The sequence below is a fragment of the Segatella salivae DSM 15606 genome, assembly GCF_000185845.1.
Classification (GTDB): Bacteria; Bacteroidota; Bacteroidia; order Bacteroidales; family Bacteroidaceae; genus Prevotella; species Prevotella salivae.
Genome location: NZ_GL629647.1, coordinates 1,402,580 through 1,417,300 on the forward strand (window position 1 = coordinate 1,402,580; position 14,721 = coordinate 1,417,300).

Genomic DNA, 14,721 nt, shown 5'->3' on the forward strand with positions numbered 1-14,721 from the left:
CAAAACATCAAACAAAATAAGCCATTTCATCGTGTAAAGTGCAGCAAATTATCAGCAGAAAAACAATGAATATGCAACCCATTAGTAGACCTCAACAACGCAACCTAAACAGATGAGAGCCATCATCACAAATCTATCAATTCTCCGTTTGGATGGTTCGAAGCGATAACAACTATATAGCATTATCCGAATTACCAAGCTAAAACCATTCGACTACAATTGAAATGATTTATTGATAAACGCACTATCGATAGAAATTAACAACAAATGAGGAAAAAGATTTTAAAAAAAGGCCGTGACTTTTCAGCCACGGCCTTTCATTATTTCAAATAGAGATTATTCAGAAACCACTTCATGCTCGGTAAAATCGAGTACATTCTTGCGGTTAGCCTGCATGCGCTCATATTCTTCTTTAGAACCTACGACAAGTTTATCCCACTGGCGGAGTCCCGTACCTGCAGGGATTAAGTGACCGCAGATAACGTTCTCTTTCATGCCTTCGAGGCGATCTTGTTTGCCACGAATAGCTGCTTCGTTGAGCACCTTCGTAGTTTCCTGGAATGAAGCTGCACTCATGAAGCTCTTTGTTGCAAGGGCTGCACGTGTGATACCTTGGAGAATCTGAGTAGATGTTGCTGCAACAGCGTCACGAACCTGCACTGGTTTCAAGTCACGACGCTTCAATGACGAGTTCTCATCACGGAGCTTACGTGCTGAAATGATTTGTCCTGGCTTCAAAACTTCAGAGTCTCCGGCGTCAACGACAACCTTCTTACCCCATATACGGTCGTTTTCTTCAGCGAAATCAAGCTTATCAACCATCTCCTGTTCAAGGAAAGAAGTATCTCCTGGGTCATCAATGCGCACCTTACGCATCATCTGACGGACGATAATCTCGAAGTGCTTGTCATTGATTTTCACACCTTGGAGACGATAAACGTCCTGTACCTCGTTGACAATATATTCTTGAACAGCCGTTGGACCCTTGATAGCAAGGATGTCACTTGGCGTGATTACACCATCAGAAAGTGGTGTACCAGCGCGTACAGCATCATGTTCTTGTACAAGAATCTGCTTAGACAAAGAGACGAGATATTTCTTTTGGTCACCTGTCTTAGAGGTAACGATGATCTCACGATTACCACGTTTCACCTTACCCATAGTCACCTCACCATCAATTTCAGAAACAACGGCAGGGTTAGATGGGTTGCGTGCTTCAAAGAGCTCGGTCACACGAGGAAGACCACCCGTGATATCTCCAGCACCACCTACGGCACGTGGAATCTTAACGAGGGTTGTACCAGTATTGACTTTTGCACCATCTTCAACAACAACGTGACCGCCTACAGGGAAGTTATAAGTACCAACCACTTCACCATCTGCACCGATAATATCGCAAGTTGGAACTTTAGACTTGTCCTTAGAGTCTGTGATAATCTTCTCAGTAAGACCTGTAGTATCGTCAGTTTCAGCATGGAAGGTAACACCTTCTACAACATCATGGAACTTCAACGTACCTGCATATTCAGATACAATGACTGCATTGAATGGGTCCCACTTAGCAATAAGGTCTCCCGGTTTAACGCGATTACCTTGTTTAAAGTAGAGAGATGAACCATAAGGAACGTTGAGTGTACTGAGCACGATCTCGGTATTAGGATCTACAAAGCGTACTTCGGCCAAACGACTCACTACCATCTGGCAGTCTTTATCATCGTCGTCTTTGAACGGAACCGTACGGAGTTCGTCGAATTCAACCTTAGCTTCGTTCTTCGCTACAATGCTTGCATTGGCTGCAGCATTACCAGCGACACCACCAGCGTGGAATGTTCGAAGAGTCAACTGAGTACCAGGCTCACCAATTGCCTGTGCAGCAATAACGCCGGCAGCCTCACCAAGTTGAACCATACGGGCTGTAGCAAGGTTTCGACCATAGCATTTCATACATACGCCATGCTTGCTTTCACAAGTTAATACGGAGCGAATCTCGACCATCTCAATAGGAGATTCATCGATAATCTTAGCCTTAGCTTCGTTGATTTCTTCACCTGCTCTGACGATAACTTCACCCGTTGTAGGATGGATTACATCGTGAACAGAGACACGCCCAAGGATGCGTTCATAGAGAGAAGAAATGATTTCGTCTCCATTCTTCAATGCACGACATTCAAGACCACGCAGTGTTCCACAGTCTTCTTCTGTAATAATGACGTCATGAGAAACGTCAACCAAACGACGTGTAAGATATCCGGCATCGGCTGTTTTCATCGCCGTATCAGCCAAACCCTTACGAGCTCCGTGAGAAGAAATAAAGTATTCGAGCACTGACATACCTTCCTTAAAGTTTGAAAGGATAGGGTTCTCAATAATCTGTTGACCTTCTGCACCGGCCTTCTGTGGCTTAGCCATCAGACCACGCATACCAGAAAGCTGTTTGATTTGGTCTTTAGAACCACGCGCACCAGAATCAAGCATCATGTAAACAGCATTGAAACCTTGGTCAGCATCTGTCATTTGCTTCATCAAGACATTACCAAGGTCGTTGTTTACGTGAGTCCATGCATCAATAACCTGATTGTAACGCTCGGTATCTGTGATGAATCCCATCTCATAGTTGGCTTTAATCTGATCGACTTCTGCCTGACCTTTTCCAACGATTGCAGCCTTTTCTTCTGGAATAATGATATCATCAAGGTTGAAAGAAAGACCAGCTACATAGGCCATGCGGTATCCCAAGTTCTTGATTCCGTCAAGGAACGAGCAGGCACGAGCCATTCCGACAGCCTTGATTACATCTGAAATGATGCCACGTAAGGTCTTCTTTGAAATGACATCATTGAAGAAGCCTACTTCATCGGGGATGATTTGATTGACAATAACACGTCCAACCGAAGTTTCAACCATGTGGCGTACAGGATTATCACCTACCAAATCATCAACAACACACTTAATCTTTGCGTGCAAATCACAGCGTCCTTCATTATGCGCAATAATGGCTTCTTCTGGTCCATAGAAGGTAAGTCCTTCGCCCTTTGCACCAGGGCGAATCTTTGTAATATAGTAAAGACCAAGTACCATGTCCTGAGAAGGAACGGTAATCGGGGCGCCATTGGCAGGATTCAGAATGTTATGACTCTGAAGCATCAGGATTTGTGCTTCGAGAACAGCCTCATTACTCAATGGAAGGTGTACAGCCATCTGGTCACCATCGAAGTCGGCATTGAACGCCGTACATGCCAATGGGTGAAGTTGAATAGCCTTACCTTCAATAAGTTTAGGTTGGAAAGCTTGAATACCAAGACGGTGAAGTGTAGGCGCACGGTTAAGCATGACAGGGTGACCCTTCATTACATTCTCAAGAATATCCCAAATAACAGGCTCACGACGGTCTACTATTTTCTTGGCACTCTTAACCGTTTTGACGATACCGCGCTCGATAAGCTTACGGATTATAAATGGTTTGTAGAGTTCAGCAGCCATGAGTTTTGGCAAACCGCACTCTCCCATCTTCAATTCTGGACCTACAACGATTACTGAACGAGCAGAGTAGTCAACACGTTTACCAAGGAGGTTCTGACGGAAACGTCCCTGTTTACCCTTCAAAGAGTCTGAGAGAGACTTCAAAGGACGATTGCTTTCACTCTTTACTGCAGACGCTTTACGAGAATTATCGAATAGAGAGTCTACAGCTTCTTGCAGCATTCGTTTCTCATTACGCAAGATTACTTCAGGAGCTTTAATCTCCATGAGTCGTTTCAAACGATTATTACGAATGATAACACGACGATAGAGATCGTTCAAGTCTGATGTAGCGAAGCGGCCACCATCTAATGGTACGAGCGGACGAAGCTCTGGTGGGATGACAGGAACTATCTTTAAGATCATCCACTCAGGGCGATTGACACCCTTAGAAGCACGGAATGCTTCAACCACCTGCAAGCGTTTTAACGCCTCGGTCTTGCGTTGCTGGCTGCTATCATTATTAGCACGGTCACGCAATTCATAGCTGAGACTATCGAGATCAATATCTGTCAAGAGGTCATAAATAGCCTCTGCACCCATCTTAGCTACGAACTTATTAGGATCTGTATCGTCAAGATAATCGTTGTTTGGGTCAACATAATTATCAAGAATGTCGAAATATTCTTCTTCAGACAAGAGATCCATCTTGTGAGAGCCGTTCATTTCTACACCATCAGCATCCTTCTTACCTTCCATTGCACCAGGCTTGATGACGATATACTTTTCATAATATACGACAGCATCAAGTTTCTTTGTTGGCAATCCAAGTAGATAACCAATCTTATTAGGCAATGAACGGAAGTACCAAATATGTGCAACAGGCACTACAAGTTCTATATGTCCTGAACGTTCACGACGTACTTTCTTCTCTGTTACTTCTACACCACATCGATCACAGACGATACCTTTATAGCGAATGCGCTTATATTTTCCACAGGCACATTCATAGTCTCGTGTAGGACCAAAGATGCGCTCGCAGAAAAGACCATCGCGCTCAGGCTTGTATGTACGATAATTTATGGTTTCGGGTTTGGTTACCTCACCATACGAATTCTCCAGGATCTCCTCAGGAGAGGCCAATCCGATGGTAATCTTCGTGAAATTATTCTTTACTTTTGAATCTTTCTTAAAAGCCATATTTATCTTTTAATTAGGGTGTTCACATTAATCGAGTTTGATACTCAGTCCAAGACCACGGAGCTCATGCAGCAATACATTAAGAGACTCTGGGATACCTGGTGTAGGCATTGTGTCTCCTTTGACGATTGCTTCGTAAGCCTTGCTGCGCCCTACTGTATCATCTGACTTGATGGTCAGAATCTCTTGGAGCACATGGCTCGCACCAAAGGCCTCGATAGCCCAGACTTCCATTTCTCCAAAACGCTGTCCACCAAACTGTGCTTTACCACCAAGTGGCTGCTGAGTGATAAGAGAGTACGGACCGATTGAACGAGCATGCATCTTGTCTTCAACCATGTGTCCTAACTTCAAGAAGTAGGTAACACCCACTGTTGCAGGTTGATCAAACTTCTCACCAGTCTCACCATCATATATATATGTAGAGCAAAGGTTAGGTAAACCTGCCTTATCGGTCCATTCTTTCAAATCATCCAACTTGGCACCATCAAAGATAGGTGTAGCAAACTTACATCCAAGTTTCTGTCCAGCAGCACCGAGAATTGCCTCAAATATCTGTCCAAGGTTCATACGAGAAGGCACACCCATAGGGTTAAGTACCAAGTCAACAGGACGTCCATCCTCAAGGAACGGCATATCTTCTGTACGTACAACCTTTGAAACGATACCCTTATTACCATGTCGACCAGCAAGTTTATCACCTACTTGAATCTTACGTTTCTTAGCAATATAAACCTTTGCCATCTGCAAAATGCCTGATGGGAGTTCATCACCGATAGAGATAGCAAACTTCTTACGCTTCATTTCCGCATCAAGTAACTTGTATTTGCGGATGTAATTCATAATAAGCTTCTGAATAAGTGCATTCGTATGGTCATCATCCGTCCAGTTGTTACTCTGAATTCCATCGAACTCAAGGTTCTTTAATGCAGGAACTGTGAACTTGCTTCCTTTGGTAATGATCTCAGCACCAGTGTAATCTTTCACACCCTGTGATGTCTTACCCTCAGTAAGCGTCATAAGTTTATCAACAAGAATATCTTTCAGATCGTTATTCTTTGCTTCATATTCTTCGTCAATCTTAGCTAAAAGCACCTTATCTTGCTTCTTAGAATCGCGTGTTTTAATAGCACGTGAGAAGAGTTTCTTGTCAATAACGACACCACTCAAAGAAGGATTAGCCTTTAATGAAGAATCTTTCACATCGCCAGCCTTATCTCCAAAGATAGCACGGAGAAGTTTTTCTTCTGGCGAAGGATCACTTTCACCCTTAGGAGAAATCTTTCCTATAAGGATATCACCTGGCTCTACACGCGCGCCTACACGGATTACACCATTGTCATCAAGGTCTTTGGTAGCCTCTTCACTAACATTTGGTATATCAGAAGTAAACTCTTCTACACCACGTTTAGTTTCACGTACATCAAGAGAATATTCATCTACATGGACAGATGTGAGTACATCCTCGCGTACCATGCGCTCTGAAATAACGACAGCATCCTCATAGTTGTAACCTTTCCAAGGAATATAAGCTACAAGTAAGTTTCGACCAAGGGCTAATTCTCCATTTTCTGTGGCATAACCTTCAGTCAAAATGTCTCCTGCCTTAACACGTTGACCTTTATTACAAATAGGACGAAGGTCTATTGTCATATTCTGATTGGTACGACGGAACTTTGGAATACGGTATTCTTTCAATGCAGGTTCAAAGCTAACAAATTCCTCTTCTTCCGTACGATCATAAAGAATACGAATAGTTGTTGCATCTACATATTCAATAACACCATCACCTTCAGCAGTAACCATCGTACGAGAATCCTCGCAAACTTGCTTCTCAAGACCTGTACCTACAATTGGTGCATCATTATGAATCAATGGAACGGCCTGACGCATCATGTTACAACCCATCAACGCACGGTGACCATCATCATGCTCTAAGAATGGAATCAACGATGCTGAAACTGAAGCTATCTGCTGCGGAGATACATCTACCAAGTCAACCTCATCAGGAGTAACCACTGGATAGTCTGCATCCTGACGACATTTTACAGTTTCTTTAAGGAACTTACCATCAGTAGAGAGTGGTGCATTACCTTGACCAATAATCTTTTCTTCCTCTTCTTCTGCAGTAAGATAGACCACATCCTTATTGTCCATATCGACCTTATGGTCGTGAACTGTGCGATAAGGTGTTACGATAAAACCAAGGTCATTAATCTTTGCATAGATACAAAGTGAAGAAATCAAACCAATGTTAGGACCTTCTGGACTTTCAATTGGACAAAGACGACCATAGTGAGTGTAATGAACGTCACGAACTTCAAAACCAGCGCGTTCACGTGACAAACCACCAGGACCGAGAGCAGAAAGTCGACGCTTATGAGTTACCTCGGCAAGTGGGTTAGTTTGGTCCATAAACTGACTCAAAGGATTCGTTCCAAAGAATGAGTTTATAACGCTGGAAATTGTCTTTGCATTTATAAGGTCAGTTGGCGTAAACACTTCATTGTCGCGAACATTCATACGTTCACGAATGGTACGACTCATACGAGCAAGCCCAATAGCGAACTGATTAGCTAATTGCTCACCAACAGTACGTACACGACGATTACTCAAGTGGTCAATATCATCAACTGTAACATTAGAATTGACAAGCTGAATAAGGTATTTGATAATCGCAATGACATCCTCTTTGGTCAACACGCGAACATCCATGTCGATATCAAGACCTAACTTTTTATTTATACGATAGCGTCCAACCTCTCCTAAGTCATAACGTTTGTCTGAGAAGAATAGGTTTTGGAACACCTCACGTGCACTGGCATCATCAGCAGGATCTGCATTACGAAGTTGTCGGTATATATAGTTGACCGCTTCTTTTTCTGAATTACTGGGATCCTTTGATAGTGTATTAAAGATAATCGTATACTTATTTGCTGCCTCTGCGTCTTTATGAAGAAGTATGGTTGAAGCACCGCTATCAAGAATCTCACCGATATTATCCTCAGTAAGCTCTGTTTCGCGCTCCATGATTACTTCATTACGCTCAATAGAAACAACTTCGCCCGTATCCTCATCAACGAAATCTTCGTTCCAACTCTTCAATACGCGTGCAGCTAACTTGCGTCCAACAGCAGCCTTCATGTTCTTTTTGTTGACCTTGATTTCCTCTGCAAGATCAAAAATCTGCAGGATATCTTTATCCTGCTCAAAACCCATAGCACGAAGAAGTGTCGTTACCGGTAATTTCTTCTTACGATCAATGTAAGCATACATAACATTGTTAATGTCAGTAGCAAACTCTATCCACGAACCTTTGAACGGAATAATACGTGCACTATAAAGAACTGTTCCATTCGCATGTACACCTTGTCCGAAGAAGACACCTGGCGAACGATGTAATTGTGATACAACAACACGTTCAGCACCATTGATAACAAAGGTACCATTAGCAGTCATATAAGGAATTGTCCCCAAGAATACATCCTGGATAAATGTACCGAAATCCTCATGATCGGGGTCTGTACAATACAGTTTCATCTTAGCCTTTAAAGGTACGCTATATGTCAAACCACGTTCTAAACATTCATCAATGGAATAGCGAGGTGGATCTATATAGTAATCCAAGAACTCAAGAACGAAATTATTACGAGTATCAGTGATTGGGAAATTCTCAGCAAACACTTTGTATAACCCGTCGTTCTTGCGTTCCTCAGGCGGAGTATCCAACTGTAGGAAGTCACGAAAAGACTTCAGCTGCACATCGAGGAAATCTGGATATGGCAGCGGATTATGCACGCTGGCAAAATTTACTCTGTTATCAACAACTTTTGTCATAAATTAAAATTTAATTGGCCCAACTGGGCTAATAAGCTTTATCAGCCTAAGTAGGCTAATTATTTGTAAAAGACACAAAAAGGTTAGGACCAACCTACTTGGAAGATCCTAACCATATTCTAAAGAAATCTGTAATTCTGAATTACTTCAGCTCTACCTTGGCACCAGCTTCTTCGATAACCTTTTTCAGGTTCTCAGCCTCGTCCTTAGCAACACCTTCCTTAATAGTTGAAGGAGCACCATCTACTAAGTCTTTAGCTTCTTTCAAACCAAGACCACAAGCCTCTTTAACAGCCTTAACAACCTGAAGCTTTGTTGCACCTACTTCAGCGAGGACAACGTCAAAAGAAGACTTCTCCTCAGCTGCAGCTGCACCACCAGCAGCAGGACCAGCAGCTACAGCAACAGCTGCAGCAGCAGGCTCAATACCATACTCGTCCTTCAGGACTGTTGCCAACTCATTTACTTCTTTAACAGTAAGATTTACTAATTCTTCTGCAATAGCTTTAATGTCTGCCATTTTATTCTAAAATTTAATTGTTCTTGTTAAAATTATATTACGACTTTATAATTGACATCATCAATTATTTATTCAGGACGCTCACCTAAAGTCTTAAGCACACCATGGATGGTATTTGCGCCTGATTGAAGAGCAGAAACAACGTTCTTTGCAGGAGACTGTAACAGAGATACAATCTCTGCGATAACTTCGTTCTTGCTCTTGAGAGCTGTAAGTTCTGCAAGTTTATCAGCACCTACATAGATGCTTTCTTCTGCATATGCAGCCTTGAGTGCAGGAATTCCTTCCTTTTCGTATTCCTTTAATAACTTAGCAGGAACATTAGCTGTTGTTGTAAACATAACAGCCGTAGTACCTTTCAATGTACCATATAAAGGTTCAAAATCAATATCCGAAGCCTCGAAAGCCTTGTGAAGAAGCTTATTCTTCACAACAACCATCTTGATTTCATTCTTGAAGCACTTGCGACGAAGCGAACTTGTAGCCTCTGCATTTAATCCAGTAAGATCTACTAGATAAAAATGAGGATACTCTTTTAGCTTCTCACCAAGTTCAACAATAATAGTATCTTTTACTTCTTTCTTCATTATACAAAACTTTTAGAGTTATTCAACTGATTTAGGATCAATTTTGATACCCTTACTCATCGTGCTTGAAATAAAGATACTCTTGATATATGTACCTTTAGCAGCAGCAGGTTTCAACTTAATAACAGTCTGGATAAATTCCTTTGCGTTACCAAAAATCTGCTCAGGAGTCATAGAAATCTTACCGATTGAAGTGTGGATAATACCAGCTTTATCAACCTTGAAATCAATCTTACCCTGTTTTACTTCTTTTACCGCCTTAGCAACATCCATAGTTACAGTGCCACTCTTAGGATTAGGCATCAATCCGCGAGGACCAAGCACACGACCTAAAGGACCAATCTTACCCATACATGAAGGCATAGTTATGATGACATCAATGTCTGTCCAACCACCTTTGATTTTCTCGACATATTCATCAAGACCAACATAATCAGCACCAGCTTCTTTTGCAGAAGCTTCCTGATCAGGGGTGCAGAGTGCAAGCACTCGAACAGTTTTACCTGTTCCATTTGGCAGTGAAACTACTCCACGAACCATTTGGTTTGCTTTACGTGGATCAACTCCCAGACGTACATCAATATCAAGGGATGCATCAAACTTTGTTGTGGTAATTTCCTTAACAAGTTCTGCAGCCTCTTTCAATGTGTATGCCTTCCCTGCTTCAACCTTATCAGCTACTGATTTTTGATTTTTTGTCAGTTTACTCATTTTCTTAATTGAAGTTTTAAATTATTCACCAGGGAAGTCCCCTTTTACAGTAATACCCATACTACGAGCAGTACCAGCAATCAGCTTCATAGCCGATTCTATTGTAAAGCAGTTGAGGTCATTCATCTTGTCTTCAGCAATAGCCTTAACTTGTTCCCAAGTTACACTAGCTACTTTCTGACGGTTAGGTTGAGCAGAGCCCGTCTTAACCTTGGCAGCCTCTTTCAGCTGAACAGCTGCAGGAGGAGTCTTAATGATGAAGCTAAATGACTTATCTGTATAGTATGTGATAACAACAGGTAAAATCTTACCTGCTTTATCCTGGGTACGGGCGTTGAACTCTTTGCAGAATCCCATAATATTAATACCCTTAGAACCCAACGCTGGGCCTACTGGAGGTGAAGGATTCGCAGCGCCACCCTTAATCTGTAATTTGATTAAACCAGCAACTTCTTTAGCCATTTTTGTTAATATTAAAAATTGATTGTTATAAAAGGGAAATAAACTTCCGTAACGAAGATTATCCTTCCTTCTCTACCTGCATAAAACTTAACTCTAACGGAGTTTTACGTCCAAAGATCTTAACCATCACCTTCAGCTTATGCTTCTCAGCATTTATCTCTTCGATAACGCCACTGAAACCACTGAATGGTCCGTCTATTACTTTTACTGTCTCATCTACAACATAGGGAACATCAACAGTACCTTCTATCTCCGTATTTTCGGCAGTACCTAACATCCTATTAATCTCTGATTGAAGGACGGGAGAAGGATTATCTAACCCTCCAAGAAAGCCTAAACAATTAGGCATAAAGCGCAGAGTATGCACAACGTCCCCAACCAAGTTAGCCTCAACAAAAATATAGCCCGGGAGAGAGATTTTCTCCTTAACTACTCGTTTGCCATTACGCAAAGAAGCATGTTTCTCCATCGGTATAAGGACCTGAGATACATGTGTGCTAAGCAACTCGTTATGTTTCATCTCGGCATCAATATATTCTTTCAACTTTGCCTCTTTTCCACTAACAGCACGAAGCACATACCATTTATTTCCTGTTTCAGCCATCTCTTGAAGAATTAACGTGGATAAATCGTGCTCATCACGAACTTGAACAGACTGTCCATTCCGAACACTACTAATGCAATGACAAGGGAAGCAGATAATACAATCATTGCACTATGAGTAAGTTCGGCACGTGTTGGCCAAGTAGTTTTATGCACAAGCTCGTCATAACAAGCTTTACAGTAATTTACTATCTTACTAAACATATTATCTTCTAATTAGCACGGGAAGCAGGGCTCGAACCCACGACCCTCGGTTTTGGAGACCGATGCTCTACCAACTGAGCTATTCCCGTATATAAGTCCCCGCTACATATATAACGAGGACTCAATATATCCTAAGACTTATTTCGAATTACTTAACGTCAGGGAGAATTGCAGTAATCTGACCTGAACCTACTGTACGACCACCTTCACGGATAGCGAAACGTAAGCCTTCATTCAAAGCAACCTTGTAAATAAGTTCTACTTCAATTTCAACATTATCACCAGGCATTACCATCTCAACGCCTTCTGGCAATTTAATTTCACCAGTACAATCCATTGTACGAAGATAGAACTGAGGACGATACTTATTACCAAATGGAGTATGACGACCACCTTCTTCTTTCTTCAATACATAAATAGAAGCCTTGAAGTGATCATGAGGAGTAATAGCACCCGGATGCACAACTACCATACCACGTTTAACTTCAGCCTTATCAATACCACGAAGCAACAAACCTACGTTATCACCAGCCTGACCTTCAGCAAGGTTCTTACGGAACATCTCAACACCTGTAATAACTGATTTCTTATCTTCACCAAGACCAAGAAGCTGAACTTCGTCACCTACTTTACAAACACCTGTTTCAATACGACCTGTAGCTACAGTACCACGACCTGTGATTGAGAATACATCCTCAACTGGCATCAAGAATGGTTTATCAACCTCACGCTCTGGTTCTTGAATCCATTCATCAACAGTATCCATCAACTTCATTACAGAGTCAACCCACTTTTCAACACCATTCAATGCACCAAGTGCAGAACCGCGTATAATTGGAGTATCCTCTTCATAGCCATACTGCTCAAGGATTTCACGAACTTCCATTTCAACAAGGTCAAGCATCTCCTCATCATCAACCATGTCGCACTTATTCAAGAAAACAACCAAGCGAGGAACGTTTACCTGACGAGCCAAAAGCACGTGCTCACGTGTCTGAGGCATAGGACCATCAGTAGCAGCAACTACCAAGATAGCACCATCCATCTGAGCAGCACCAGTAACCATGTTCTTTACATAGTCAGCGTGCCCCGGACAGTCTACGTGTGCATAGTGACGTTTTGCTGTTTCATATTCAATATGAGCAGAGTTAATGGTAATACCACGCTCTTTCTCTTCAGGAGCATTGTCAATCTGATCGAAAGACTTAACATCCTCTGTACCGAAGCCCTTCTCATGAAGAACCTTTGAGATTGCAGCAGTAAGAGTTGTCTTACCGTGGTCAACGTGACCGATTGTACCAATGTTTACGTGCGGTTTGGTACGTACGAATTCTTCTTTAGCCATAGCTTTTCTTTTTATTTATATAAATGTATAATCAATAATCTTGTTTTTCCCAGTGTCTATAGAAATAGAAACCGAAAAGAGCTGTAACTGAGAGTTGAACTCAGGACCTCTTCCTTACCAAGGAAGTGCTCTACCACTGAGCTATTACAGCGTCGCAATGAGAGCGGAAAACGGGGCTCAAACCCGCGACCCCCAGCTTGGAAGGCTAGTGCTCTATCAACTGAGCTATTTCCGCAAAAAACTCCTTTCGGATGTGGGTGGTGATGGATTCGAACCACCGAAGGCATAGCCAGCAGATTTACAGTCTGCCCCATTTGGCCACTCTGGTAACCACCCTATTTAAGATATCCTTAGTAGGAGTCTTTTTCAACTTTCCGTTGAGCCTCTTGTCGGATTCGAACCAACGACCCCGAGATTACAAATCACGTGCTCTGGCCAACTGAGCTAAAGAGGCAAATCCATGCAGCCGATACGACTTTACTAGGACGTGTTCTAAAACGGCTGCAAAGATACGATTTATTTTTTAATCACCAAAACTTTTAATCAGTTTTTTTCAATGATTGCGGATTTTTTCCTTGAATTTAGTCAACTGCACCTTCATTGAATCTACAGCTTCATCAATTCCTTCCTCAAATGTATCACAGGTCTTTGCAACAAAGAGCTTTTGTCCTGGAACAGAAACCGTAATACTGGCTTCTTTATTGAGGGCGGTGGCAGGTTTGACTACTTTTAACTGCACCTCTACTTTCTGTATATCTTCGTAATTCTTTTCTAACTTGGCGATTTTCTTTTCAATAAACGCCTGTAATTTTTCGGTAGCGTCGAAGTGAATCGACTGAATTTTTAGCTCCATAGTTAACTCCGTTTTTAAGGGTTAAGCCCGAGGATGGGCACTATAATATTCGCGTTTAAGCTGCTCAAAAGTCGTATGTGTATAGATTTCTGTCGTTGACAGACTCTCATGACCGAGCAACTTCTTTACACTTTCAATCCCAGCTTTGTTATTAAGCATTGCTGTTGCAAACGTATGTCGCAGCACGTGAGGCGTTCTCTTCTTCAGTGTACAAACCTTTGAAAGATTCCTTTTTACGCCTTCCCTCACTTGACTCGAAGTCATTCGCTGCCCTTTTGTTGAAACAAACAAGGCTTCAGACTGCCGATTCACCTCTTTATCACGACACTTCATATAATCACGAAGCGTCACCAAGAGTTCCTCACCAAAGGGAATCACACGCTGTTTATTCCTCTTTCCCGTCACTTTCAACTGCCGATTCGAAAAATCCACCATGCTATCATCCAGTCCTATCAGTTCTGAAAGTCGGATTCCTGTTTCATAGAAAGTCATGATTACCGTGCGATCACGTACATCTTCAAAACTCTCCGTCCAACTTTCTGCATCGAGCAACCTATCCATTTCATTCTCTTTCAAGAACTGAGGCAAAGGTCTACCCTTCTTAGGTCCCGTGACACCATGTACCGGATTTTTATCAACCAACTTCCTTGTAAGAGCAAAACGATAGAAAGATCGCAACGCACTCAACCTCCGATTGATTGAAGTTGCATTATTCCCTTTATCCATCATGCTCTCCATCCAGTCGCGGATAACATCCGAATCAACCGACTTCCAAGAGAGACGACTATCTAAGTTCCCATAGAATTCTTCAAAAGCCCGTAGGTCTTCTCCGTAATTCTTTATCGTCAAATCTGAGCGATTACGCTCAAACTTCAGATAGTTTAGAAACTCATTAATCATCATAAAAGCGCCGCTGGCATATATGTTTACGGCAACGAAT

The 14,721-nt window shown here is 42.1% G+C and carries 11 protein-coding genes and 5 tRNA genes; all 16 read right to left on the reverse strand.

Going from position 1 to position 14,721, the window contains the following annotated elements:
- Nucleotides 1-336: 336 nt before the first annotated feature.
- Nucleotides 337-4,659, reverse strand: coding sequence for a DNA-directed RNA polymerase subunit beta' (gene rpoC, locus HMPREF9420_RS05870; RefSeq protein WP_007134575.1), 4,323 nt, complete (start codon nt 4,657-4,659; stop codon nt 337-339).
- Between the two features lie 27 nt (nt 4,660-4,686).
- Nucleotides 4,687-8,496, reverse strand: a complete 3,810-nt coding sequence (gene rpoB / locus HMPREF9420_RS05875) for a DNA-directed RNA polymerase subunit beta (RefSeq protein WP_007134576.1) — start codon at nt 8,494-8,496, stop codon at nt 4,687-4,689.
- A gap of 142 nt (nt 8,497-8,638) precedes the next feature.
- Complete coding sequence (rplL, locus tag HMPREF9420_RS05880) at nt 8,639-9,016, reverse strand: 50S ribosomal protein L7/L12 (protein WP_004373941.1); 378 nt, start codon at nt 9,014-9,016, stop codon at nt 8,639-8,641.
- A gap of 68 nt (nt 9,017-9,084) precedes the next feature.
- Nucleotides 9,085-9,603 (reverse strand): 50S ribosomal protein L10, encoded by a 519-nt coding sequence (rplJ, locus tag HMPREF9420_RS05885; protein ID WP_007134577.1) that lies wholly within the window; start codon nt 9,601-9,603, stop codon nt 9,085-9,087.
- 18 nt (nt 9,604-9,621) lie between these two features.
- Nucleotides 9,622-10,314 carry a 50S ribosomal protein L1 gene (rplA, locus tag HMPREF9420_RS05890; protein ID WP_007134578.1) on the reverse strand — a complete coding sequence of 231 codons (693 nt, stop codon included), beginning with the start codon at nt 10,312-10,314 and terminating at the stop codon, nt 9,622-9,624.
- Between the two features lie 21 nt (nt 10,315-10,335).
- Complete coding sequence (gene rplK, locus HMPREF9420_RS05895; RefSeq protein WP_007134579.1) at nt 10,336-10,776, reverse strand: 50S ribosomal protein L11; 441 nt, start codon at nt 10,774-10,776, stop codon at nt 10,336-10,338.
- A gap of 58 nt (nt 10,777-10,834) precedes the next feature.
- The gene (gene nusG / locus HMPREF9420_RS05900; protein WP_007134580.1) at nt 10,835-11,380 is read right to left on the reverse strand and encodes a transcription termination/antitermination protein NusG; all 546 of its coding nucleotides are present in this window, start codon (nt 11,378-11,380) and stop codon (nt 10,835-10,837) included.
- Nucleotides 11,381-11,391: 11 nt separating this feature from the next.
- A complete protein-coding gene (gene secE / locus HMPREF9420_RS13145; protein WP_007134581.1) occupies nt 11,392-11,583 on the reverse strand; it encodes a preprotein translocase subunit SecE in 192 nt (63 codons plus the stop codon).
- 16 nt (nt 11,584-11,599) lie between these two features.
- Nucleotides 11,600-11,672 (reverse strand) — tRNA-Trp (locus HMPREF9420_RS05905).
- A gap of 59 nt (nt 11,673-11,731) precedes the next feature.
- Nucleotides 11,732-12,928 carry an elongation factor Tu gene (tuf, locus tag HMPREF9420_RS05910; RefSeq protein ID WP_007134582.1) on the reverse strand — a complete coding sequence of 399 codons (1,197 nt, stop codon included), beginning with the start codon at nt 12,926-12,928 and terminating at the stop codon, nt 11,732-11,734.
- A gap of 79 nt (nt 12,929-13,007) precedes the next feature.
- Nucleotides 13,008-13,079: transfer RNA gene (locus HMPREF9420_RS05915), tRNA-Thr, on the reverse strand.
- Nucleotides 13,080-13,090: 11 nt separating this feature from the next.
- Nucleotides 13,091-13,163, reverse strand: a tRNA-Gly gene (locus tag HMPREF9420_RS05920).
- Between the two features lie 19 nt (nt 13,164-13,182).
- A tRNA-Tyr gene (locus HMPREF9420_RS05925) sits at nt 13,183-13,264 on the reverse strand.
- A gap of 44 nt (nt 13,265-13,308) precedes the next feature.
- Nucleotides 13,309-13,382: transfer RNA gene (locus HMPREF9420_RS05930), tRNA-Thr, on the reverse strand.
- 99 nt (nt 13,383-13,481) lie between these two features.
- Complete coding sequence (gene hpf / locus HMPREF9420_RS05935) at nt 13,482-13,781, reverse strand: ribosome hibernation-promoting factor, HPF/YfiA family (RefSeq protein WP_007134583.1); 300 nt, start codon at nt 13,779-13,781, stop codon at nt 13,482-13,484.
- Nucleotides 13,782-13,802: 21 nt separating this feature from the next.
- Nucleotides 13,803-14,684, reverse strand: coding sequence for a site-specific tyrosine recombinase/integron integrase (xerA, locus tag HMPREF9420_RS05940; RefSeq protein ID WP_007134584.1), 882 nt, complete (start codon nt 14,682-14,684; stop codon nt 13,803-13,805).
- Between the last annotated feature and the right edge of the window lie 37 nt (nt 14,685-14,721).

Coding starts and splice junctions, on each gene's coding strand:
- rpoB (WP_007134576.1), bottom strand. CDS start 8,496: ATGACAAAAGTTGTTGATAACAGAGTAAATTTTGCCAGCGTGCATAAT.
- secE (WP_007134581.1), bottom strand. CDS start 11,583: ATGTTTAGTAAGATAGTAAATTACTGTAAAGCTTGTTATGACGAGCTT.
- xerA (WP_007134584.1), bottom strand. CDS start 14,684: ATGATGATTAATGAGTTTCTAAACTATCTGAAGTTTGAGCGTAATCGC.
- rplK (WP_007134579.1), bottom strand. CDS start 10,776: ATGGCTAAAGAAGTTGCTGGTTTAATCAAATTACAGATTAAGGGTGGC.
- rplL (WP_004373941.1), bottom strand. CDS start 9,016: ATGGCAGACATTAAAGCTATTGCAGAAGAATTAGTAAATCTTACTGTT.
- hpf (WP_007134583.1), bottom strand. CDS start 13,781: ATGGAGCTAAAAATTCAGTCGATTCACTTCGACGCTACCGAAAAATTA.
- rplJ (WP_007134577.1), bottom strand. CDS start 9,603: ATGAAGAAAGAAGTAAAAGATACTATTATTGTTGAACTTGGTGAGAAG.
- tuf (WP_007134582.1), bottom strand. CDS start 12,928: ATGGCTAAAGAAGAATTCGTACGTACCAAACCGCACGTAAACATTGGT.
- nusG (WP_007134580.1), bottom strand. CDS start 11,380: ATGGCTGAAACAGGAAATAAATGGTATGTGCTTCGTGCTGTTAGTGGA.
- rplA (WP_007134578.1), bottom strand. CDS start 10,314: ATGAGTAAACTGACAAAAAATCAAAAATCAGTAGCTGATAAGGTTGAA.
- rpoC (WP_007134575.1), bottom strand. CDS start 4,659: ATGGCTTTTAAGAAAGATTCAAAAGTAAAGAATAATTTCACGAAGATT.